The organism is Pseudomonas sp. NPDC089408 (assembly GCF_044749445.1).
Classification (GTDB): domain Bacteria; phylum Pseudomonadota; class Gammaproteobacteria; order Pseudomonadales; family Pseudomonadaceae; genus Aquipseudomonas.
This window is the reverse complement of the sequence record NZ_JBIVHY010000011.1, coordinates 23,749-46,168: the sequence shown is the minus strand read 5'-3', so window position 1 is coordinate 46,168 and position 22,420 is coordinate 23,749. Positions and strand designations below refer to the sequence as shown.

At 58.2% G+C, this 22,420-nt stretch carries 18 protein-coding genes; 4 read left to right on the top strand and 14 right to left on the bottom strand.

Going from position 1 to position 22,420, the window contains the following annotated elements; translation table 11 throughout:
• Positions 1-90 precede the first annotated feature (90 nt).
• From paaK to paaF, 6 genes are all read right to left on the bottom strand, one after another.
• The gene (gene paaK, locus ACIP02_RS17990; RefSeq protein WP_400618634.1) at positions 91-1,410 is read right to left on the bottom strand and encodes a phenylacetate--CoA ligase PaaK; all 1,320 of its coding nucleotides are present in this window, start codon (positions 1,408-1,410) and stop codon (positions 91-93) included.
• A 121-nt stretch (positions 1,411-1,531) separates the two neighbouring features.
• The gene (pcaF, locus tag ACIP02_RS17985) at positions 1,532-2,752 is read right to left on the bottom strand and encodes a 3-oxoadipyl-CoA thiolase (RefSeq protein ID WP_400618631.1); all 1,221 of its coding nucleotides are present in this window, start codon (positions 2,750-2,752) and stop codon (positions 1,532-1,534) included.
• Complete coding sequence (paaI, locus tag ACIP02_RS17980; protein WP_400618628.1) at positions 2,745-3,185, bottom strand: hydroxyphenylacetyl-CoA thioesterase PaaI; 441 nt, start codon at positions 3,183-3,185, stop codon at positions 2,745-2,747. Before paaI ends, pcaF begins: the two co-directional genes overlap by 8 nt.
• Positions 3,178-4,695: a 3-hydroxyacyl-CoA dehydrogenase PaaH gene (gene paaH / locus ACIP02_RS17975; RefSeq protein ID WP_400618625.1), complete on the bottom strand. Its 1,518-nt coding sequence runs from the start codon at positions 4,693-4,695 to the stop codon at positions 3,178-3,180. Before paaH ends, paaI begins: the two co-directional genes overlap by 8 nt.
• A gap of 2 nt (positions 4,696-4,697) precedes the next feature.
• The gene (gene paaG / locus ACIP02_RS17970; protein ID WP_400618622.1) at positions 4,698-5,489 is read right to left on the bottom strand and encodes a 2-(1,2-epoxy-1,2-dihydrophenyl)acetyl-CoA isomerase PaaG; all 792 of its coding nucleotides are present in this window, start codon (positions 5,487-5,489) and stop codon (positions 4,698-4,700) included.
• Positions 5,490-5,523: 34 nt separating this feature from the next.
• Positions 5,524-6,297 carry a 2,3-dehydroadipyl-CoA hydratase PaaF gene (paaF, locus tag ACIP02_RS17965; protein WP_400618619.1) on the bottom strand — a complete coding sequence of 258 codons (774 nt, stop codon included), beginning with the start codon at positions 6,295-6,297 and terminating at the stop codon, positions 5,524-5,526.
• A 355-nt stretch (positions 6,298-6,652) separates the two neighbouring features.
• Here paaF and paaY point away from each other — a divergent pair, with 355 nt between their 5' ends.
• Positions 6,653-7,252 carry a phenylacetic acid degradation protein PaaY gene (gene paaY, locus ACIP02_RS17960; RefSeq protein ID WP_400618616.1) on the top strand — a complete coding sequence of 200 codons (600 nt, stop codon included), beginning with the start codon at positions 6,653-6,655 and terminating at the stop codon, positions 7,250-7,252.
• A 77-nt stretch (positions 7,253-7,329) separates the two neighbouring features.
• Positions 7,330-8,253: a phenylacetic acid degradation operon negative regulatory protein PaaX gene (paaX, locus tag ACIP02_RS17955; RefSeq protein WP_400618613.1), complete on the top strand. Its 924-nt coding sequence runs from the start codon at positions 7,330-7,332 to the stop codon at positions 8,251-8,253.
• Between the two features lie 188 nt (positions 8,254-8,441).
• Here the strand turns inward: paaX and ACIP02_RS17950 are convergent, their stop codons facing one another.
• The 4 genes from ACIP02_RS17950 to ACIP02_RS17935 form a co-directional block, all read right to left on the bottom strand.
• Positions 8,442-9,236: an ABC transporter permease gene (locus ACIP02_RS17950; protein WP_400618610.1), complete on the bottom strand. Its 795-nt coding sequence runs from the start codon at positions 9,234-9,236 to the stop codon at positions 8,442-8,444.
• Positions 9,233-9,940: an ATP-binding cassette domain-containing protein gene (locus tag ACIP02_RS17945; protein WP_400618607.1), complete on the bottom strand. Its 708-nt coding sequence runs from the start codon at positions 9,938-9,940 to the stop codon at positions 9,233-9,235. Before ACIP02_RS17945 ends, ACIP02_RS17950 begins: the two co-directional genes overlap by 4 nt.
• A 130-nt stretch (positions 9,941-10,070) precedes the next feature.
• On the bottom strand, positions 10,071-10,490 hold the full coding sequence (locus ACIP02_RS17940) for a hypothetical protein (protein ID WP_400618604.1): 420 nt from the start codon (positions 10,488-10,490) through the stop codon (positions 10,071-10,073).
• 940 nt (positions 10,491-11,430) lie between these two features.
• The gene (locus ACIP02_RS17935; protein WP_400618601.1) at positions 11,431-11,715 is read right to left on the bottom strand and encodes a hypothetical protein; all 285 of its coding nucleotides are present in this window, start codon (positions 11,713-11,715) and stop codon (positions 11,431-11,433) included.
• 114 nt (positions 11,716-11,829) lie between these two features.
• Between ACIP02_RS17935 and ACIP02_RS17930 the strand changes: the two genes are divergently transcribed.
• Both ACIP02_RS17930 and ACIP02_RS17925 read left to right on the top strand, forming a co-directional pair.
• On the top strand, positions 11,830-13,482 hold the full coding sequence (locus ACIP02_RS17930) for a hypothetical protein (RefSeq protein WP_400618598.1): 1,653 nt from the start codon (positions 11,830-11,832) through the stop codon (positions 13,480-13,482).
• Between the two features lie 1,314 nt (positions 13,483-14,796).
• The gene (locus ACIP02_RS17925; protein ID WP_400618596.1) at positions 14,797-19,062 is read left to right on the top strand and encodes a tetratricopeptide repeat protein; all 4,266 of its coding nucleotides are present in this window, start codon (positions 14,797-14,799) and stop codon (positions 19,060-19,062) included.
• A gap of 177 nt (positions 19,063-19,239) precedes the next feature.
• Here ACIP02_RS17925 and ACIP02_RS17920 read toward each other — a convergent pair whose 3' ends face one another.
• From ACIP02_RS17920 to ACIP02_RS17905, 4 genes are all read right to left on the bottom strand, one after another.
• A complete protein-coding gene (locus ACIP02_RS17920; protein WP_400618594.1) occupies positions 19,240-20,196 on the bottom strand; it encodes a hypothetical protein in 957 nt (318 codons plus the stop codon).
• A gap of 261 nt (positions 20,197-20,457) precedes the next feature.
• A complete protein-coding gene (locus ACIP02_RS17915; RefSeq protein WP_400618592.1) occupies positions 20,458-20,664 on the bottom strand; it encodes a hypothetical protein in 207 nt (68 codons plus the stop codon).
• 433 nt (positions 20,665-21,097) lie between these two features.
• The gene (locus ACIP02_RS17910) at positions 21,098-21,781 is read right to left on the bottom strand and encodes a metallophosphoesterase (protein ID WP_400618589.1); all 684 of its coding nucleotides are present in this window, start codon (positions 21,779-21,781) and stop codon (positions 21,098-21,100) included.
• 100 nt (positions 21,782-21,881) lie between these two features.
• Complete coding sequence (locus ACIP02_RS17905; RefSeq protein WP_234465016.1) at positions 21,882-22,067, bottom strand: AbrB/MazE/SpoVT family DNA-binding domain-containing protein; 186 nt, start codon at positions 22,065-22,067, stop codon at positions 21,882-21,884.
• Between the last annotated feature and the right edge of the window lie 353 nt (positions 22,068-22,420).

The window sequence follows — 22,420 nt, the reverse complement described above, 5'->3', positions numbered from 1 at the left end:
GTCGCGAAAGGGGCGCAAAGCGCCCCCAGCATTCACACAGGCAAAAAAAAGCCCCGGACAATCCGGGGCCGAGTAGGCAGCCGAATGAGATCAGCTAGCCAACCGTTTGTCATACACGTGGCAAGCCTTGCCCTCGGAGCGCTTGAGCGTGCCGCACGGCTGCAGGTGCACGTGGCTGCTGATGCCGATGTAGGTCTTGATCTGCTTGCTCAGCTCGCCAATCACCCACTTGCGCTGGCCTTCATCCAGGTGCTGGCACTCCGCACGCAGTTCCACATGCACTTCAACACTGTCCAGGTTGCCATTACGATACAAATGAATCTCATACATTTCTGAAAGCTGTTTTATTTTTAGCACCTGTTCCTCGATCTGCGTCGGGAACACGTTGACCCCGCGAATAATCAGCATGTCGTCGCTGCGCCCGGTAATCTTGCCGATCCGGCGCATGGGGCGCGCGGTACCGGGCAGCAGGCGGGTCAAGTCGCGGGTGCGGTAGCGCACCATCGGCAATGCCTCTTTGCTCAGCGAGGTGAACACCAGCTCGCCCAGCTGGCCGTCTGGCAGCACCGCGCCGGTGACCGGGTCGATGATCTCGGGGTAGAAGTGGTCTTCCCAGATGGTCGGGCCGTCCTTGGTTTCGATGCATTCCATCGCCACCCCGGGGCCCATGATTTCCGACAGGCCATAGATGTCGAGGGCATCGATACCCAGGCGCTGTTCGATCGAGCGGCGCAGCTCGTCGGTCCAGGGCTCGGCACCAAAGATGCCAAGGCGCAACTTGAGGTTGTGCGGGTCGATGCCCTGGCGCTCGAACTCATCAGCCAGGTTGAGCATGTACGACGGCGTGACCATGATGATGTCGGGCTGGAAGTCGCGAATCAGCTGTACCTGTTTCTCGGTCTGGCCGCCGGACATGGGGATTACCGTGCAGCCCAGGCGTTCGGCGCCGTAGTGCGCGCCAAGCCCGCCGGTGAACAGGCCATAGCCGTAGGAAACGTGCACCTTGTCGCCTTTGCGCCCACCGGCAGCACGGATCGAGCGGGCGACCACATTGGCCCAGGTGTCGATATCGTTCTGGGTATAACCGACGACCGTCGGCTTGCCCGTGGTGCCGCTGGAGGCATGCAGGCGGACAACCTCTTCCTGGGGCACGGCAAACATGCCGTAGGGGTAGTTGTCGCGCAGGTCGTTCTTGCCGGTGAAGGGGAACTTGGCCAGGTCTTCAAGGCACTTGAGGTCATCGGGGTGCGCGCCGCACTCGGCAAAGCGCTGGCGATACAGCGGCACGTTGTCGTAGGCGTGCTTCAGGCTCCAGCGCAGGCGGTCCAGCTGGTGCTGGCGCAAGGCGTCGACGCTGGCGGTTTCCATCGGGTCCAGCAGGGCACGATCGGCATCATGGTACATGTTCATGGCTTCACTCGAATTGTTCTTGTACGCCGCGCAAACCCGCTTGCAGGCCGCGCGGTGAGTGTCATGGAGGCAGCATATACGGCTGCTTTCAGTTCGGTAACAGGCGGTGGGTCGAAACCGCTCAGAGGCGCTCGATGACCATGGCAATACCCTGGCCAACGCCGATGCACATGGTGCACAGGGCATAGCGGCCGCCCATCTCTTCCAGCTCATGCAGCGCCGTGGTCACCAGCCGCGCTCCGCTCATGCCCAGCGGGTGGCCCAGGGCAATCGCGCCGCCGTTGCGGTTGACCCGTGCGTCATCGTCAGCGAGGCCCAGCTCGCGCAGCACGGCGAGGCCTTGCGCGGCGAACGCCTCGTTGAGCTCGATGACATCCAGGTCGGCCAGCGACAAACCGGTCAGCTCCAGCACCTTGCGGGTTGCCGGTACCGGTCCGATACCCATCAGCCGTGGTTCCACGCCGGCCACCGCCATGCCGACGATTCGGCCGCGAGCCTTCAGGCCATGGCGCCGGGCAGCGGCGCTGCTGGCCAGCAACAGGGCGCAGGCGCCATCGTTGACACCCGAAGCATTGCCGGCGGTAACGCTGCCGCCTTCGCGAAAGGGCGTACCCAGCCTGGCCAGTTGCTCCAGCGTCGTGTCGCCGCGGGGGTGTTCATCATGCTCGACCACTTTGGCCGGGCCTTTGCGCTGCGGGATCTCGACCGGCACGATTTCCCGCGCCAGGCGGCCGCGGGCCTGTGCTGCTGCGGCCTTGTGCTGGCTGCGCAAGGCGAAAGCATCCTGGTCGGCGCGGGAAATGCCGAACTGCTCAGCCACGTTTTCAGCCGTTTCCGGCATCGAATCAATGCCGTAAGCCGCTTTCATCAGCGGGTTGACGAAACGCCAGCCAATGGTGGTGTCGAACAGCTCGGCGGCGCGGCCGAAGGCCTGATCGGACTTGCCCATCACAAATGGCGCACGCGACATTGACTCGACACCGCCCGCCAGCATTAGCCCGGCTTCACCACAACGCAGGGCGCGGGCGGCATTGCCGATGGCGTCCAGGCCGGAGCCGCACAGGCGGTTGAGGGTGGTGCCCGGCACTTCCAGCGGCAGCCCGGCCAGCAAACTGGCCATGTGCGCCACGTTGCGGTTGTCTTCGCCCGCCTGGTTGGCGCAGCCAAAAATCACATCATCGACCGCTTTCCAGTCCAGTTCGGGGTGGCGCTGCAGCAGCGCCTTCAGCGGCACGGCGGCCAGGTCATCGGCACGCACACCGCTCAAGGCCCCGGCATAGCGGCCAATCGGGGTGCGCACGGCATCGATGATCAAGGCATCGGCACGGGTGGGTTCAGTCATTTTGTGTCTCCTGCGCCAGCACGGTGCCGCGCACTTTGTAGGATTTGCCATGGAACATCGCCACCAGCTCACCGCGCTGGTTGTCGATGCGCACGTCGTACAGGCCGGTACGGCCTTTGCGGCTGACCTCGCTGGCATGGGCGGTGAGCACATCGTCGTGCAACGCCGGGGCCAGATAGTCGATGCTGCAGCCCAGCGCCACGGTGGCCTGGTCATAGCTGTTGCAGGCGAAAGCGAACGCCGAGTCGGCCAGGGCAAACAGGAAGCCGCCGTGGCAGGTGCCGTGGCCCTGGATCATGTCGGCACGCACCGGCATGCGCAGGGTCGCCCGACCCGGGCCGGCATCCAGCAGGCTGATGCCCAGGCCCTGGGTGGCCTGGTCGCGGGCGTACATGGCGTCGGCACAGGCTTGTGCCAGTTCCACTTCAGTCATGCAGGGTGCCTCCTTTGGCTTCGCAGCGACGTAACAACAGGGAAGGGCGGTAGCGGCTTTCGCCGTAGCTGCGCTGCAGGTTGTCGAGTACGCGCAGGGTTTGGGTTATGCCGATGTTCGCGGCCCATGCCAGCGGGCCGCAGGGGTAATTGACCCCGGCACGCATGGCCAGGTCGATGTCGGCGGCACTGCCAACGCCCTGCAGCACGGCATCGGCGGCCTCGTTGGCGAGCATGGCCACGGTGCGCAGTACCACCAGGCCGGGCAGGTCGGCAACGCCGGTCACTTTTAGGCCGGCGCGCTGCAGCAGGGCTACGGCGTGGTCGCGAGCACTGGCGCTGGTATCGGCTGACCAACTGATGGCCAGCCGGCTGGCGCTGCCGTAGTCAAGCGCCAGGTCGAGCAGCACCAGGTTACGCAGGCCGTCTTCGCGGGCGCGCTGGCTGGCCAGGCGACCATCGGACAAGGCCAGGGTGGCATCGCCGACCTGGATCAGGCCGGTGCCTGCACGCTGGGTCACGGCAATGCCGCTTTGGCGCAAGCGCTCGACCAGCGGCTGCATGACCCCGAGGGCGCCCTCGATCACGCAGGCTTCTACACGGGCGGCGCTGTGCAGCTCTGCTGGCCGCGGGCGTTCAGCACCTTCGCCGTAGTTATAGAAACCCTGGCCGGTCTTACGGCCAAGGCGGCCAGCGTCTACCAGTTCTTTCTGCACCAGCGAAGGCTGGAAGCGGAAATCGCCATAGAAGGCATCGAATACCGAGCAGGTGACGGCATAGTTGACGTCGTGGCCGATCAGGTCAGTGAGTTCGAATGCGCCCATGCGAAAGCCACCTGCGTCACGCAGCAATGCGTCGAGGCTGGCACAATCTGCTGCGCTTTCTTGCAACAGCCGCAGGCTTTCGGCATAGAACGGCCTCGCCACACGGTTGACGATAAAGCCCGGGGTAGAGCGCGTGTGCACCGGCTGCTTGCCCCACGCCTGGGCGGTAGCGTAAATGCAGGCGGCTATCGCCGGGTCGGTTGCCAGGCCCGACACCACCTCGACCAGTGCCATCAGCGGCGCCGGGTTGAAAAAGTGCATGCCAACCACTTGCCCGGGGCGCTGCAGGCCGGCAGCCATGCTGGTGATGGACAGCGACGAGGTGTTGCTGGCAAGGATGCAGTCGCTGGCGCACAGGGTTTCAAGCTGACTGAACAAAGCCTGTTTGACCTGCAGGTTCTCGACGATGGCTTCGATTACCATGCCGGCATCAGCCAACGCCTCCAGGCTATCGACCGGGCACAGCCGGGCGCTGATGGCTTCGCGCTCAGTGGCCGGCAACTTGCCTTTTTCCACCAGCCGAGCCAGTTGCCGCTCAATGCCTGCCACCGCTTGGGCGGCTGCGCCCGGGCGGTTGTCATAGAGTTTTACCGGGTGGCCGGCCTGGGCTGCGACCTGAGCAATGCCGGCCCCCATGGCGCCGGCACCGATCACCGCCACCTGTACAGTGTTTGCAAGTGCGCCCATGTTCAGCGCCCTTTGAAGGCTGGCGTGCGCTTATTCATGAAGGCGCTGACGCCTTCGCGGTAATCCTCGCTGCGCCCGGCCAGGCGCTGCAGGTCGCGCTCCAGTTCCAGTTGCTCATCAAAACCGTTGTCGAAACTTGCATTGAGGCTGCGCTTGATCAGCGCCAGGCCGTAGGTTGGCTGGGTGGCGAGCTGGCGGGCGAGGGTAAGTGCTTCGTCACGCAGCGCCGCATCGTCTACCACACGGTGGATCAGCCCCCATTGCTGGGCCTGCTCAGCGGCCAGGCGCTCGCCCAGCATGGCCAAGGCCTTGGCCCGCGCCATGCCGATCAGGCGCGGCAGCAGCCAGGTACCGCCAGAGTCTGGCACCAGGCCGATCTTGCAGAAGGCCTGGATGAAGCTGGCCGAGCGCGCGGCCAGCACCAGGTCGCAGGCCAGCGGAATATTGGCGCCGGCACCGGCGGCCACGCCATTGACCGCACAGATTACCGGCAGCGGCAGGTCGCGCAGGGTGCGCACCAGCGGGTTGTAGAACGTGTCGATCGATTCGCCCAGGTCTGGCATCTCGGCGCCGGGGGCGACGTTGCGGTCGGACAGGTCCTGGCCGGCGCAGAAGCCGCGGCCTTCAGCCGTCAGCAGCAGCACGCGCGCGTCGCTGCTTTGGCGCACTTGCTTGAGCGCTTCTCGCACTTCCCGGTGCATGGCCGTATTGAAACTGTTCAGTTGCTCAGGGCGGTTCAATGAAAGGAGGGCAACGCCGTCCTCGATGGAAAACAGGATGTGCTGGAAAGTCATGACAGACTCGCTCCGTCAGTCGAGGGAAGGATGATCAGCGGCCCAGAAAGCGGGCCTGGCGTTTTTCCTGAAAGGCCTGGATGCCTTCGTCGCGGTCGGCAGTGCCGGCCAGCAACGTGAAGGCATGGCGCTCGAAGCGCAGGCCGCTGGCCAGGTCGGTATCACCGGCCTTGAGCAGCGCCTCTTTGGCCAGGCGTACGGCCAGCGGCGCCTTGGCGGCGATGCTGCGGGCCACCTGAAGGGCGCGCTCCACGGTCAATTCGGGCTGGGTGACTTCACTGACCAGGCCGGCTTGCTGGGCATGGCGGGCGTTGATCGCTTCGCCGGTCAGGACCATCTGCATGGCCAGCGGCTTGCCGACCGCGCGCAACAGGCGCTGGGTACCGCCGGCACCGGGAATGATGCCGAGGTTGATTTCTGGCTGGCCGAAACGGGCGTCGCTGCCGGCAATGACGATGTCGGCACACAACACCAGCTCGCAACCACCACCCAACGCATAACCGTTGACGGCGGCAACCAGCGGCTTGGCAAAGGCAGCGATGCGTTGCCAGTGGGCTACGCGCGGGTCATTGAGAATGCCGACCAAGTCGCGCTCGGCCATTTCGCGGATGTCGGCTCCTGCGGCGAATGCCTTGCGACTGCCGGTGATCACCACCGCGCCAACCTGCTGGTCTTGATCGGCAGCGCCCAATGCCGCAGCCAGTTCTGCCAAAAGCTCGGTGCACAGGGCATTCAACGCCTCGGGCCGTTGCAGGGTTATGAGCTGTACGCCGTGTTCGGGCGCCTGCACAGCGAGATATCGCGGCATATCGGGTTCCTCTGGCTGCACGCACGGCACATCGTGGGGCCGGCATTTCTTGGAATTGTTTGCAGGGGCGAGATGCGGGATCACGTCCAGGTGAAGCCAGTATATGCATAACGCGATACATTAAAGCAAGATGCCAAATTATTTCGTGTATCTCTTCGTGAAAGTCATAAAGCTTTCAAAAATACGACTTTGGCGCTAGAAAAACGATTTTTCTATTCGATTTCGCAGAGGATCACTTGAATTTACGGATCGCGGGTCTAGGCGACAGAAGTGATACACGATTTAATCAATTGACGCTCAAATACAGAACGATACAAGATCTGGTCACGTTTCGAATCATTTCAGGAGCTTTGCCATGCCTTGCTATCGACTGGACGGCCTGACGCCGGTGGTTCACCCGACAGCCTATGTGCACCCCAGCGCAATACTGATCGGCGACGTTATCGTCGGCGCGCATTGCTACATTGGCCCGCTGGCTTCGCTGCGGGGCGATTTCGGCCGCATTGTGCTGGAGGAGGGCGCCAACCTGCAGGACACCTGCGTGATGCATGGTTTCCCGGGGGGCGACACGGTGGTGGAACGCAACGGGCACGTTGGCCATGGCGCGGTGCTGCACGGTTGCCGGGTGGGCGAAGACGCCTTGATCGGCATGAATGCAGTGGTGATGGATGGCGCCCACGTTGCGCCACGTTGCATTGTCGCGGCCACGGCCTTGGTCAAGGCAGGCTTCGAGTGTGTGGCGCAAAGCCTGGTGATGGGTGCGCCTGCGCAGGTCAAACGGCCGTTGACCGATCAGGAGCTGGCCTGGAAGCAGCGCGGCACCGCCGAGTACCAGCACCTGGCGCAGCGCTGCATGAACAGCATGGTCGAATGCCCGCCGCTGACTGCAGCCGAGCCGGGGCGCCCGCGCATGGAAGACACCGGGGTCCGCCCCAAAGCCCAGGCCAGCGCATGAGCCTTGTAGCCACACGCAATGGCCAGGCGGCCCGCCGCGCAGGTATAGTCGGGGCTTTAACCGCGCACAGTTCGCCCATGAGCAATCTTGCCCCACTGAACACTTTGATCACCCGCTTTCAGGAGCAGACGCCAATCCGCGCCAGCTCACTGATCATCACCTTGTATGGCGATGCCATCGAACCGCACGGCGGGACCGTCTGGCTGGGTAGCCTGATCAACCTGCTGGAGCCGATCGGCATCAATGAGCGCCTGATCCGCACGTCGATCTTCCGCCTTACCAAGGAAGGCTGGCTGACCGCCGAAAAGGTTGGTCGACGCAGTTATTACAGCCTGACCGGCACAGGGCGTCGGCGCTTCGAAAAAGCCTTCAAGCGCGTCTATAGCCCAAGCCAGCCGGCCTGGGACGGCGCCTGGACCCTGGTGCTGATGTCGCAACTCGACGCCGGCAAGCGCAAGACCGTGCGCGAAGAACTGGAATGGCAAGGCTTCGGGGCGATGGCACCTAACCTGCTCGGCTGCCCACGCGCCGACCGAGGCGACCTGGCGGCTACCTTGCGGGAACTGGAAGCCAGCGACGACAGCATCGTCTTTGAAACCCATACTCAGGAAGTACTGGCCTCCAAGGCCATGCGCGCCCAGGTACGGGAGAGCTGGCGTATCGACGAACTGGGCCAGCAATACAGCGAGTTCATCCAGCTGTTCCGGCCGTTATGGCAAAGCCTTAAAGAGCAGGATGCGCTGGAGGCCCAAGATTGCTTCCTGGCGCGCACACTGCTTATCCACGAGTACCGCAGGCTGCTGCTGCGCGACCCGCAACTGCCGGACGAACTGCTGCCCGGCGACTGGGAAGGCCGCGCCGCCCGCCAACTGTGCCGCAACCTGTATCGCCTGGTCTACGCCAAGGCGGAAGAATGGCTTAACGCAGCGCTCGAGACGGCAGATGGGCCTTTGCCTGATGTGAACGAGAGCTTCTACAGGCGCTTTGGTGGGTTGGCCTGATGATAAGGCTCTCTATGGTGTAATCCCAGTCAGTCAAGCGGTAAGGGGCCGACTAGGGTTTGCCTTGAGACTTGGAGTGCTGGTGAGATCAAGCGCCGCCCGCGCGGCGCTTCGCGGCACAAGGCCGCTCCCACATCTGGATTAATGTTAATCATGGTAGACCTTATGCCGGACGCAGCTGGCCAGCCTCAGCCCCGCCTGACCAGCTTGTGCGCCATGAACTGGTGTGCGGGCGAAAACAGCCGGTTGAAGGTCATCAGCACGGCGCAGACCGTACCCAGCGCCGAAGCGGCGGCGATCAGGAACATGATGACAATCTGATAGAGCACGGCATCTTCGGGCTGCTGACCGGCCAGAATCTGCCCGGTCATCATGCCCGGCAAGCTGACAATGCCGACCACCGACATCTGGTTCAGCGTCGGCATCATCCCGGCACGCAACGACTGGCTGGCGGCGGCGCGGGCCGCTTCCCAGCGGGTACCACCCAAAGACAGGACCATGTCCACCACCGGGCGCTGGCTAGTCAGTTCGCGGGTCATGCGCTCGATACCCAAGGCGACGGCGGTCAGGGTGTTACCAAGAATCATGCCGAGGATCGGAATGGCGTACTGCGGCTCGTACCAGGGGCGCACGCGCAGCACCAGCAACAGGCCGATGGCAGTGACCAGCCAGGCACTCAAACCGACAGACAGCACAGTGTCGGCCAACAGCCCACGGTGGCGCTGCGTGCCCCGTCCGGCGGCGGAGAAACCGGCTATCAAGGTCATTACCACCATCAACGGCAACACGATGAACCACTGGGCATGCTGGAACACCCAACCGAGGATGTAACCGATCGCCAGCAGCTGAGCAATGGTACGCAGCGACGCCCACAGCAACTGGCGCTCCAGCTGCAGCTTCAGCAGCAGCGAGAGCAGGCCGTTGATCAGGATAAGGGCGGCAGCAATGGCCACGTCGCCGTAGTCAAGGTTGTGGTAGTTCATGGGCAGCGTTCATCCAGCAAAGTGCCTTGGTGCATGGTCAGTGTTCGCGTGCTGATGCGTTGGGCCTGTTGATGATCGTGGGTGATCCAGACGCAGGCACGCTCGGCAGGTGCGGCTGCGAACCAGTGCATCACCAGCGCTTCCGCGGCAGCGACTGAATGCGGGTCGAGCGCCGAGGTCGGTTCGTCGAACAACATCACTTGCGGCGCCAACAGCAGCGCCCGCACCAGGGCAACCACCTGTGCTTCGCCACCGGACAGGTCGGCACCCGCCTTGTCGAGAAACTCGCGGGGCTTGCCGGCCATATCCAGCAAGCGCGTAGCCGTGCCCAGGTCGAAGCTGAACTGGCGGTTGTGGCGGAGTGTAAAGGGCAGCTGCAGGTTGCGCATGACACTGCCGTCGACCAGTGCGGCGCGTTGCGCCAGGTGGCAGGCCCGCGTGCGAAAATGTGGAACTTGTGCAGCTTTGACGGGCTGGCCCAGCCACAGGACGTCACCCGCGCTGGGTGCATCCAGCAGTGCCAGCGTGCGCAGCAAGACACTCTTGCCCGAGCCCGAAGCGCCAACCAGCGCTACGCGCTCGCCTGCACGCAAGGCAAAGTCGGTGGGCATCAGCAGAGCGATCTGGCTCGACGGATCGATACGGCTCAGCTGCCTGGCCTCCAGCAAGACATCTGCAACATGTGTGGGTTGTGGGCCGTTCAAAAGTGTGTTCCTTGACGCCAAGGGGAGGTAAGCCGACATCTTATTCCAGGTATCAGGGCAGGGGCCTTGGACTCCAGCATTAATGACGCTGTTTCGCTCACGCTCAGCGCTGGCATGCCGGCAGCGATGATCACAGGCAATAGAATTCGCTGTCCTCTGCCACCACATTGCGTTTGGCATCGTACAAGCGTGCCTCCGGTGTCAGCGCCATCGAGCGAGCCTCCAGCAAGTAACGTTCTCCCGCGTTGAAATACGCGTATGAAAGGGTCAGGTAGCATTCGCGAACAGTGGTGCCGCCCATCAAGCTCATGCCGCCGCCACCGCCCACTTCATAATCGAAGCGGACCAGCAACACATGGCTACCTGGGCTGACCTGAAAAAAGCGCCCGTCGCGCAAACGCTCTCTATCCAGGCGTTCGGCCATCAATACCCTGTCATTGGGGAAGGGCACCGAGAGATCGACCCAGGCCATCTGGGGATTGGGAGTTGGCATGGGCGTCTGACAACCAGCAATTGCCGTGATTGCGAGCAACAGCATCGACCTGCGCATGATTCCTGTCCCGAGTGAGAGTGGCTTCAGAGAAGGGCATAATCTCATGTTTCCCAGAAATTTTCGCTAACTGTGCAGCAATAACTACACTAAATGAGTATTTAGCGTAGTTATAATTTATCGCACTCAATACATACACTAAAGCAGGGGATTCTACACGTGGAAACTATTAAGTGAATACAACTACAGCGATTAAACAATTGCCCTGATACGCAGCCCTTAATGTCTGTATTTAAACGTGGATTCTAAGTTGCAGAGCAAAGCTGGCACGTCTTTCCGCGACGTTCAAATTGCTGGCGCGTTCGAAATCCGTGCTCTCTGTGAGCTGTACCAAGGGTCGACACTGGTAAACCGTGACTGTGTGCAAACCACTGCGGTAACGCGTGGCGCCGGGTTTAAAGAGTCCTGAACTTGACGTTGTCGCTTGTGAGCCTGGCGCACATAAAACGCTGTTTAGCGTGGCCGTCAATGGCGTAGTGGCGCTGCACGTAGTGAGATCACGTAGCCGACCAGAAACCGATATCCGTGTTGCGCAGCGTTGCCACGGGTTTCAGGACGTGCAGTCACGCCAGCGTCAAGGTAGGAATGCTGAGACTTAACCGTGGATTGCAGCAAAGTAACGTCGTCCAGGCCCGCGCATCGGGAATTACATTGCACGAAGCGTAGGCAGAAAACGCTTGGCGAGCCAGAATGCAGAGTGCTTGCGGTACCCAGAGCTGGGGCCGGCATGGGCTTAGGCAATTCCTGTTGAGCATTGGGAATGGTGTTCAGAAAGAGTGACCGATGCGGCAAGGGTCGACTGGAGTGCTTGTCCTGGTCCCCAAGTGGCTGACTCATGGACTAGTGACCATATACAGACTCACGCATAATGCATATTATGTTAAATGACGTATTAGCCGTGCACGGTCACTTGTGTCACCAGCCCCCTGAAAACCAGACTTTACACCCAGCGCCCTGTGTGGACGTTGAAACCAAAACGGAACTCTGTCGCTTCACCGGAAACAACACCTTCCCAATGCATTGCCCGCCAAAGCTCAGGTAAAACAAGAACTGCAGCTGGCCACTGTTGAACCCAAAACGGAATGCCCCAGCGGCGTGAGCTCGTTTTTTTGCCTACTGGCCTGCCGGAGCCAAAACGGAAAAATGTTTCGACCTCCATCTCCGGCGCACTTAAGCAACTGAAATCTATTAGTTTCTCGGAGCCGCTTTGCGCAGGCATGGTCATCGCTGTTGGAACCAAAACGGAAAAATGGTGCGTTGCGCCATTCGTTTGTCTTGCAGAATTGCTAAAGCTAGAGACTTGGCTACATTGTGCCGAAGCATCGACCTAATCGGCCCCATGAAGGACGTCAAGGTGACCCCGAGATCAATTCTCACACACCGCGGTGAAACAGCATGCCGTACTAAAGACTCTGTCAACGACAGTATCGAAGCCGATGGGCGCACCGCATACCAATCTGCCCTGATTTATGGCTACCTGGCGTCGTTCCCGGCAAACATCGCCGCAGTCGAAACCTATGATCATTTTTGCCGCTACGCCCAGAGCCTTCCGTCCGGCCTAAGAAGCAAATCTCGCATCGTGGGGTTCCTCGAAAAGTTTGTGCTTTGGGCGATTTGTATTGCGAGGAAGCCATTGGATGAGTTTATGGCATCAGATATCAGGGACTTCAGCGCCTTCTGTGCAACGCCGCCAGAGCCTTGGATTGGTGCTCGTAAAGCTCGATTTGTTACCAACGGAGGCGCCGAGTGCCATGCCGGGGACTGGAAACCATTTGGACAGTCGATTACAGAGCCTGAACTGGGGTACGTGATTAACCGGTTTTTCAAATTCTTGAGCCCGGAATTGGGTATGCAACCCAGGCTGTCGACCTCAGATCTGTACAAACCACCAAGAGCGCCTTTCAGTGATCTTGACGATTCTCAGGCCGTGGACTATCTCCAATATCTCGCCAACCTGACACCATGCACTAAGGTTTCTGAGCGTAGTCTGTTTGTGTTTTCGGTCTGCTATCACCTTCGCCTGAGTTTCAAAGAATGGCGCGCAGAGCGCAGCCACTTTTCGATGGCCTGTTTTTCATCAATCGCCACCAGAAATCCGCGCTTTATCATGCGAGGTCATCTACGGGACTATAACATCCCCGTACCTCAAGCCCTCGTAGATGCGATTATTAGATACAGGCGGAGCCTGGGCATAACTGCCATCCCATCTCCGGGCGAAATCGACCCAATACTTACCCAAGCCTTGCTAGACAAGCTAATGTATAGGCTTCCCAAAATGCCTGGCTTGAAGTGTTCTCCAAGCAGGTTGCTTGATCGAGCTGTAGGTTTTCATCGAAGCCAGCTCGATCCGCCAGCCTCCATTCCTAACTCGAAGAGCGAAAACTCGCGCCAGTACCGATTGGGCTGGAAGCGTAAGCAGCTTTCTATGGCCCGTGAGGACGTTCAGCACCAAGCCCCTGCGGATCTAGACGCCGGCTATCACATTCAGGAGTGCCCTCCTCCATTATTCGGGATGAGACGTAGGGAAGTACTCGTTTTGTCCAAGTCCCAAGGACAGGCCTATATTAAGAGCTGCTTTCCAAGACGTTTTTTCAAGATTGCGATGGAGTCGCTTGAGATCCTTCGAATTTATCGTTCATGCAGTGCCGATCGGTTAAAGCTGGTGGCGTTTGAGAAGCTACTACTGTGGTCAATTTACATAAAATGCAAGAGCTTTTATTCGCTAACCTCGCTTGATGCGCATGAGTTTTACGCGTTTTGTCTTGCTCCGCCGGCGAGCTGGACAGGTAATTATTCTCGGGCCAGGCTGGACGCGGTAGCCATGGGTGTGCAGCCAAATCCCAGTTGGACTCCATTTATCCACATTTCGGGTGGCGATCAAGAAAGGATCTTGCGTGCGGCTCGAATCATGGACTGGTGTGATAACGTCAGTAACTCACTACTGATTATTGAGTCGATCAAAATTAATATTTTTTCTGGGCTGACGGATTAGGGATGCAGATATGTCACACGATAAGTGTCAAAAGCCCAATTACAAATACGGCCACAGAAACCGCCCTGAAAATCGAGCAGTTAACGTTCACCCAAGTGCGTCGGTCGATGCGTGCCTTTACGATTAGGTGAGCGAGTGATTGCACCATCGCTTCCCTCCTCCTCTTGGCTTACCTTGCACAGAAAGAGCTTGTATGAGCGTGGCTCTAGGAGCACGGCTGTCGTGAATCAAGCCGCCCGCTGAGCGTGTGTCTTGCCCCTGGCGGGCTTCCATCCTCACGCCTGCGCACTCCGTTTGCTTTGGTTGCTCAGGTCACTCAATCTCTCCAACGAGTCTAAAACGCGCAGGGATACATCACCGCTGCGCGGCAAGGCGGATCGTTAAGGAGGATGGTTGAAATAGACACTCAAGACTGATCTTGCAACCTCAGATCACTGGCGGGCCTGGCTCCGGCTAACCCCACGGAGGAAGACGGTCAGGCTCTCCCAAAGGCGTTGCCGCAGACTTTGCTTCGCTGCTTGGCCCAGTTTCTCCAGTCGCTCAACCCTTGCAATCATCCGTGCGATGGCAAGTCTTGCCCGGCGTCGGCGTCCATTCCTTCTCATCCACTGGTCTCCCAAAAATGACCTGGCTACAGCGTAGCGTGATCGAAAGAATGGTTACCGTACACGACGTAAAAAACTACGGCTACCTACCAAAGCTTGCCTTTGATGTGGGTATCAATACCCGAGGCCCGATATGCTGTATGTATATACAGTATAATGCTAAAGCCCGAAAAACCGACAACCTGCCTCCTCTGCGAGGCATCAAGCCAAAGGTCATTAAGCTCCTAGTGCCCGGAATATAGGGCTCCCAGTCCTCTTCATTGAACGGATGTGTGGTCGCTTAGGGTTATTGGCGCCCTACCCTTGGATGCTAAAAAGGTCAGCAAAACTCGGGGGGCGCAAGATAGCTGTATACATATACAGCTACCAAAGCTCATCCTAGCTGGCCTCGATAGCGAGCTTTCACCTCACCTCGCCGGCGCCGGGCGAAGCCCAGGGGCATTCCGGATCTCGATGCCAGTCCACTCCACCTAATCACCAGATGATAAGATGGCCAGCATCTCATTTGCGCGAACCAGGTATGGCACGGCCTCCAAGGACAAAGGCAGCAAAAGCTCCCGCTTCTAAATCGAATAGCCGGCAGAAACAGGTCGCAAGCCCTATTTCTACGGGCGCGCGAGGCGTTGCGTTCGAACATCGTGTCCAGGCGGTGCGCCTACTCGCCATGTGCCTTGGCGATCACTGTGCAGGGTTGCGCGAGGGCTTTTTCATGGAGGGCTTGCTGTTCCAAGGCAGGACGTTCGGCCATAACACCGACGATCTGGTGATCCAGGCTGTATCTCCCGGCACCGGCCAGAAAGCAACCATCAGGATGCAGATGAAGCGATCGCCCAGGGCGACTGCCAGCAACGAAGCATTCAGAGAATCCGTGGGGCTTGCCTGGCTCGACTTCAAAAGGCCGACTTTCAAGCGCGGGGTCGACGACAACCTGATCGTTTATCACGTAGCCAGCTCATCGCACATGGAGAGCGCTGTGGAGGTTGTGAGGCTTGCGCTTGGCTCGCTGTCACACGCTACCTGGTACACCCGCGTTCATGCTGAAGGGAGCAATGATCGAAACAGGGCTGCGTACGCGGCCATTAAAGCCGCAGCTGAGCACTACAATGAAGCGCCTGTCGCAAACGACGACTTGCTACAGTTTGCGCTTCACCTGAAGTTCTTCCCTCACGACCTGGATTCGGATCGTAGCCAAGACGTTGGATTGCAGAAGCAACTGATCCAGTACGCGTTGCCGCATAAGGACAGTGGCGCTGTGTGGGCGAAGTTGGTCGGCGTTTGTGCTGAGCTGAATGGTAGTGGCGCAGAAATCGACCTGACCTCAATCCATTTGCACTTGGAAGGGCTAGCTCAAGATTTTCAAAGGTCGCGGCTTATGCGTGACGCCATCAAAGACCTGAGCTTGGGCACCGTAGTTGTCAGCCAAGAGCGTCGCACACAGCTTGCCCCGCTAGCGGAGTACTTGGAGCCCCTGTTCTCAAGCAGCCGCCCTGCCATAAGTACCCTCCTCGCGGATAAACTTCCGCCGGTGAGCCCGGCCTCAGATAACACCCTCGCCTCTCGCCAGCTTGATCGTGTCAGTCAATTCCACAACGATCATCGGTACCGAGATGCGCTGGCGCAGTTGGAGGTTCTCGAAGACGGTCTCCCTACTTACGATGCGCACCAACAGGCCCGCTGGTATTTCCTGCGAGGGATGTGCTTCTTGCATTTGGCGGAGGACGTGAAAGCCGCGGCAGACCTGGAAATGGCTGCCAGCCTTTACCAGGATGATGAGCGTATCACAGCCGGCCTTGTCCGGGCGTCGATGCTCAAGGATGACGTGCAGACTGCGATCCAGGTTGGACAGGAGGCCATCGCGCGTTTCCCTGACTCATACTCGGTCTGGGTTGCGCTGACCAATGCAAGGCTTTTGAACAGAGAGCAGCTGACGACCGAGGAGATACCTGAGGCATTCCGTGACAAGTCGGGAGCTTGGCAGTTGCTCGCCAGTTCAATGGCTGGAGCCGGAGATGATGAAGCCGCTGTGGATGCCATCCGGACAGCAATGGAGCAGTCAGACAGTTCCATTTTCATACTCGAAAACTATCTCCGGTTTGTCCTTCGATTGGCCACTGCCAACCCCTTCCACGTGAACACGCGATCGCAGCCCCAAGATAGGCGTGCGCTGATCCTCGACGCCATGTCGAAGTTCGATGACCGCGAGGGTGTGTTATGGGCTGAGCAGAGCCCCAGGACAAAATCCGTAATCGTCTTCCACCTGGCTTATGCGCATTTGTTACTGGGGGAGCCAGCTGATGCGCTGAGCATGATTGAAGCTGGCAGACAGCGTGGCGTTCCCGAGGATGAATTAACGGTCAGGGTGGAGTTAGAGGCGCTCTGCGATCTCCAGCGTCACAGTGATGCTGTTGCCTGCTGCGCTGATCAAATCCAACAGCTCCCGAATGAAGCGCGGGTGATCTTCGGGCAAGCCTGCCTGATCGCCAACAATCCGGAGATGCTAGCCGCAGCTTACAGTGCTCAGATCAGTCAGCCTGATTCGGATGACTCTCGCAAAGCGACCCGCATGCTGCGGCATATGCACTGGGAGTTGCTCCTACGCCAAGACCAGCACGAGGCTGTACGTGGTGAGCTCGCCCATCTGGGTATCACCCCGCAAAACAGCAGCATCTGTGATGGCGTGTTTGCTGCCCGGGCGTATGCGGGTAACGAGGCGATGCGTCAGGCATACGAGGATCGCATCGTTGGGCTCGCGCCGCATAGCAATGACCTTCTGGATCTATCCATGGCATCCCAATGGATGCTTCATGTGCGACGTTACCGTGACGCCATCGCGATGTTTGAACGCCTCCTTCCAAGAGACTCGTTCAGTCCCATGCACGTTGATTTGCTGCACTGCTACGCGCTCAGTGGTCAGAGAGCGAAGGTTCGAGACCTTTTGGAATCGCTTCCAGGGGAATGGCGACACTCAGCAGATGCACGCCAGGTGGCATTGAGTGTTTACGGCGAGGCCTGTGACTGGCCAAGAATGCACGAAATGGCTGAGTTGCTCGTCGCTGAAAGCCCTGGTGAGGTCGCCGGTTGGCTACTGCTCATTCAGGTTCTGGCGAACGAGAGCCCTGGCAGAATGGATGAAGCTCTGGCCAGATTACCTGCACAGCTAACCGGCTCCGCTCAAGAACACTTGAAGCTGGCCAACGCAGAGCTCAGCAGAGGTCTGCAGGAGCGTGGTCTTGACCGTATCTACCGTGCGATGCGATTGAGTGGGGAGGACGTTGAAGCCGCAGCCGGCCACATTTCTCTCATGTTCCTCGCATCGAAAGAGATTGAGGCCGTTCATGCCCTTCCCTCCACAGTTGAGGAAGGTACCGCTGTCGAACTTGAAGACAGCGCTGGCAAAACTGGATATGTCTCAATCGATTTTTCCTCCGAGCAGCCGCTGGCAACTGCGGGTGAGTTCGTTGCTGCGGACTCGCCACGGGCCGGTCAGCTGCTTGGTTTGAAAGTTGGTGATACCACAACCGTCGGCAGTGTGGTGGGTGAGCAGACGCTAACGGTGAAGCGGATCATCACCCTCCATCGACGCCTGATCGACCTCTCTTACGAGCGTGTGTCCAATTCGGTTGTCCCGAGCAAGACAGTCTTGGCGATGAGTATTCCAACGCGAGAAGACGGCGAGATCGATGCGTCTTTCTTCGTCGATCAACTAGAGCAGAAGAAATCTCAGACCCTCAATACCATCAGCCTGTACGGTCAGCATCATGCCACCCTAGCCCTGCTCGCCCGTCTCCTGGGCACGGATGTCATTGAACTGGTGAGGGGCTGGCCTGATGAAGGGTCGCTTCTCCAGGTTTCGACGGGGTTAGACCCCCACGATGTCTTCCCAACTGGCACGTCCCAGGATCAGGCATGGTTCATTGACCTGTCGATGCTGGTGGAACTTGCAACTCTCGGGTTGCTCGACGTCCTGGAGCTTTTCCCTCGTTTGTACGTCACAGCTGCCACCAAGCAGCTCTTGGACGTAAAGTTAGAGAAATCGGCCCACTATCGAAAGAGCGGTACGCTCTTTTCCCACGATGGCCAGCTTGCCATGCAGGAGCTTACTGAGGACGCCTGGCGCAAGGATCGTGAGTATCTCGAATCAATCGAGACGGCTATCGAAGCATTCTGCCAGGTGGTGCCGGCATACGGGCCACTAGAGGCGTCCGAGCAGTTGCAGATGCTTGAGGACATCCTGGGCGATGAAGACCATGCAGCTCTGCTCGCTTGCCAAGAGTATGGTGCAGGGCTTTTGTCGATCGATGCGCGGTTACGCGATCTTGCCGGCATGCTGGGTATCGTTGGCGCGTCCACTCAAATGTTGCTGAGGGAAGCTCTACGGGCAGACGGGCTGACACAGGAGGAGTATTCACGAGCCGTAATGCGACTTGTCATGACCAGGCGAAGCTTTGTTTCGGTTCGAGCGGTGGATCTCATCATCATGATGAATCAGGGGGAGACATTTGCGAATTTCGGCATCAACCGCCTGCGTAGCTACCTAGCTCAAGAACACCTCGCGTTCCACACTGCAGTACCCGTGCTCTTAGATTTTGTGTGCGGAATGTTCATGCAGGGTCGCTGCAACCTAGGTGTGATGCTCCAATTGATTGAGTTCTGCTTCGAGTCGCTGTTCAGGCACCCGCACTGTCCAGAAGGCTTCCGTCAGTTGGCCATTGAGCAGGTCTTCCTAAAATTCCACACATACAGAATCAGTCCCGCGGCTCGTCGAGCCATAGAGCGAAGCCTGCAAGCGGCTGAACAGCGAGCGGAGCGTCCTTGCAAGCTGGTCAAGCTGAATGCGGAGATCACCTACGCCTTCGTAGTCCCATTCTGGTCAGAAGTAGCCCCATCGCTGTTGACTGCCACCCAGGTAGAGACCGGAAGTGAGGTGCCTGCGTTAGGCTCGGATGGGCAGCAAACTGAGGAGCGTGGCGCATGACCAGCTCTCGGCCTGCGGCCTGTTAGCCTCAATGGACGCTCGGTGTCGTCCAGCCATGCCGTTCCTGTTTGATGCTTCAAATGGGAGCAGCTCTGAAGGTTCAGATCGGATTGTGTTGTAAGTAACAGAAGACTTGGCGTGTCAGTTTTTGCCACTAAGGGCGTCATAAAACTGAGCTCACCGCTGACCCGGCGTAAGGCCGCGTCGCTCGCTGTCGGAATCGTTATAGCGTTCAATTTTCGCCGTCAGCAATCGCATAAATTCCTCCATCGTGACGACGCAATTTTCATCCTGCCCGTAAAAATTGAGCCTACGGTGGAAAGGATTGGTGCTGAGAGACCCGAAAAAGCGCTCTACCAAGCCACCAACCTTAGGCCCGCGGGATGGCTGCACCGCCAAGTTCAGTCGCTCGCAACATTGCTTGAATGATTCGTTCCCACCTAACTCGCCCGCGTCAAAGAAGTACTGTAGAGGTTGACCCCAGTGTACATACGAAGTGCTATGCACTTGCACTGGTTGACCGAGTGATTGTTCCAAAGCCTTTAATGCCAACTCCGTGGTGTCTTCAGTGTCACCAACCGCGCTTCCTAAAATCCTCATGCTTGTGTTATCACAAATCAATGTCACCCTGGGGCGACAAACCGACCCATCTTCAGCCAAGACTTGAATATCCGGCACGAATACCTCAAGCGAGACATATAAGGTTTCGAGCAGGCTAAAATTGGACTCGAAGGCTTCGAAAATAAGGCCAGCCCGACCAGCTTTTGCGTACCTAACGCTGCAAGTGGTGGCGAGTGTGTTTCCGTCTCCGTCTTTGCATGTGCCGTGGCACGCCAGTACCCAGTGATCAGACGTAGTCCATAACGCTGAAGGCTCGTCGTCATCGGTAGGATGTAACATGCCGAGGGTGCTTTCTTCCCACCCTCCTTCGATCAAACGGCGGCGGACATCGTCATGCGCATGCCGGAGATAAAAGTCCTTGAAGCCACGATAGACAGACATCTGAGACATTTTGCCTTCACGTGTGATCATCTTGGCCGCTTGCTCAAGACCCTCTAGGCATGCCGTCAGGAAGGGTTCTGAGGCGCCATAAATGTTCACTGCCCGTTCAGCACCCAGTTTAATGTTGAGCACCAGTGCTTCGGCATCTCCGAGACTATGACAGGGCTCAGCAACACCCTCCTCCTCAATTGATAAAGCAAAGGTTTCATACCCAGACAGCCCGCTATCACTTCATTTAGCGCGGAGTAGTCCACTTGTGCATCTCGTAGGGCGAGAATGGTTGCGGCGTGATCAGTTGCCAGAGCGATAAGGGTGGTCATAGCTGCCTCTGTCTAAAAAAACGGTACCGATGTGGTTGTTTACACTGCCGCCCTCACATGACTCATAAAGCAGCTATTTGGGGAGCTGCCCATCCTCATTCGTTTCGCTCAGATCGTCTGGACTCCTGGGTTCAAGGCTATAATCAAGGATGACGCCTGTTTTGGAGTCTTGGTAAGTAATCAGTTTGCATTTCTGCTCTGCCGCAGAGGAATCTGCGTCGGCGAACAGAACATCTATGGCTGTGAAGTCTATCTCCACAACTATGGGATCATTTTTCATCTGACCTACTCCATGCACTCATTGAAGCCATGTAGCAGACTTGCTCATTGGGCGTCGTGGGGTTGAGAGTAGGCCGTCCGCCAAGCCTGTCAAGGTGACTTTCATTGTTCGTCAATACATAGCCATTGCAACTAAAGGCGCGGCACGAAACTATGTAATAACAATATAGTGCTAATGCGCCATCAATTTTATTAATAGTATGCTAAGTGTATTTAATAGATGGGGCTTCAATCCACTTTCAGAATCAATGCATTGCAAAGCGAGCCCCAGAAACAGCAAGAGTTAGTCAACTAAGTGTATTTAATTCTCACTGAGCGCATATCTCTCCGACCGGTTTACTGGCGCTATAGTGAAAATCTTTTATGGTTGGCATGTGAATTGAAGAAAACAATAAGCGCAGTCTATGCTTGCCGTCGCGTGCACATAACAAACCTTAATAGATGACTGAGCCATAGATGGCCATGATGGATCTGAACGCCACGCCATGAGCCTCGAACCCCAGCTTTGTCCATTCTGACCTGTAATCTAGGCAATCATGATGATGTCCATGCACGACCATTTTTGCACCCATTCCCTGGGCGAGCTCATCGATCTCTGAAAAGCCGTGCGGGTGGCAGCTCGGAGCCTCGTGACAAACCAAAATGTCCGCCTTCTCCATCGCAAGAGAGAAGTAGTCGTCCGGGTAGATTGCAGAAAGCGCGTGCTGCTTCTTCGTGGCTACGATGTCTTCGTGCTGAGGTCTGAGCGCGAGGCGTTCGAGAAAGTCCCCGTAATTTTGGATGCCGGTATCAGGGCTGCCTGGTAGCCAGGCTTGCGACTCAAACGTGCCACCCAGCCCCGCTATACGATAGCCAGCAATCTCCACTACCCTGCCATGCAGGCTGCGACCAGCGAGGCCGCAGCCATGGAGGTTATGCCAGTAGGCTGGACGATCGCTGTCATGGTTGCCATGAATGAACCAGATCTCTGCCTGCTCTAGGATCGGGCGCAGGATCATGTCCAAGGGCAAACTGCATTCTAGGTCACCCAGGAAGACCACTGCTTCGGGACGATGAAGCTTTACCATCTGGATCACATGATCAAAGCGCCCATGAACGTCACCCAGAAACCAAATCACGCGTTTCCCTCATGCAATCGTAGCCGTTGATGATGCCACACTGTGAATCGCCCCTTGTTTTGTGGACTTATCTAACGACTGCAATGGGTTGATTGCTGTCTTAGGGCTGGGCGTCTGCATCACGAATTGGCTTGAGCACTACGCTCCCGCCTATCAACTCAAGGGTCAGGGAATCACCGATTTGCAGGCCCATGCGTTCGAGGACATCGTCGGGTAGGTCAATGATGACATCCCCAGAACCATCACCTGGATCTTGGCATTTCACTGTCCGCACGGATTCTTTCATAAGGAGCGGCTCTTGTTGGGCTGATGGGGAGCCTCCATCCTACGCCCACATGCCTACAACTGGTAGCAGAGGGCACCCAGGCCCAGCCTGGCAGGGCTAGTCGACCATTGGCGACGGTTGCGTTGCGCTAATCTGCAGCATCCTGTCGTTCCGAAGAGCTCATGGTGGACTGCTTCGGGTCGGCAGCGTTCTGAGCCGCACGATTTAGCGCCAACTGCTCTTGCATCCACTGCCCGGCCAACTTGAATTCTTGCATCATGTCGATGAACTCTTTTTCAGTCAGAGCTCTGGGAATATCTGCCCTCAAAGTGCCCCTCCAAGCAGCGAACCGGTTGGGAGCAGAATACGTGATT

Coding starts and splice junctions, on each gene's coding strand:
- pcaF (WP_400618631.1), bottom strand. CDS start 2,752: ATGACTGAACCCACCCGTGCCGATGCCTTGATCATCGATGCCGTGCGC.
- paaI (WP_400618628.1), bottom strand. CDS start 3,185: ATGACTGAAGTGGAACTGGCACAAGCCTGTGCCGACGCCATGTACGCC.
- ACIP02_RS17930 (WP_400618598.1), top strand. CDS start 11,830: ATGAAGGACGTCAAGGTGACCCCGAGATCAATTCTCACACACCGCGGT.
- ACIP02_RS17915 (WP_400618592.1), bottom strand. CDS start 20,664: ATGAAAAATGATCCCATAGTTGTGGAGATAGACTTCACAGCCATAGAT.
- paaK (WP_400618634.1), bottom strand. CDS start 1,410: ATGAACATGTACCATGATGCCGATCGTGCCCTGCTGGACCCGATGGAA.
- paaF (WP_400618619.1), bottom strand. CDS start 6,297: ATGCCGCGATATCTCGCTGTGCAGGCGCCCGAACACGGCGTACAGCTC.
- ACIP02_RS17935 (WP_400618601.1), bottom strand. CDS start 11,715: ATGACCATGCCTGCGCAAAGCGGCTCCGAGAAACTAATAGATTTCAGT.
- ACIP02_RS17925 (WP_400618596.1), top strand. CDS start 14,797: ATGGAGGGCTTGCTGTTCCAAGGCAGGACGTTCGGCCATAACACCGAC.
- paaG (WP_400618622.1), bottom strand. CDS start 5,489: ATGACTTTCCAGCACATCCTGTTTTCCATCGAGGACGGCGTTGCCCTC.
- paaY (WP_400618616.1), top strand. CDS start 6,653: ATGCCTTGCTATCGACTGGACGGCCTGACGCCGGTGGTTCACCCGACA.
- ACIP02_RS17950 (WP_400618610.1), bottom strand. CDS start 9,236: ATGAACTACCACAACCTTGACTACGGCGACGTGGCCATTGCTGCCGCC.
- ACIP02_RS17905 (WP_234465016.1), bottom strand. CDS start 22,067: ATGAAAGAATCCGTGCGGACAGTGAAATGCCAAGATCCAGGTGATGGT.
- paaH (WP_400618625.1), bottom strand. CDS start 4,695: ATGGGCGCACTTGCAAACACTGTACAGGTGGCGGTGATCGGTGCCGGC.
- paaX (WP_400618613.1), top strand. CDS start 7,330: ATGAGCAATCTTGCCCCACTGAACACTTTGATCACCCGCTTTCAGGAG.
- ACIP02_RS17940 (WP_400618604.1), bottom strand. CDS start 10,490: ATGCGCAGGTCGATGCTGTTGCTCGCAATCACGGCAATTGCTGGTTGT.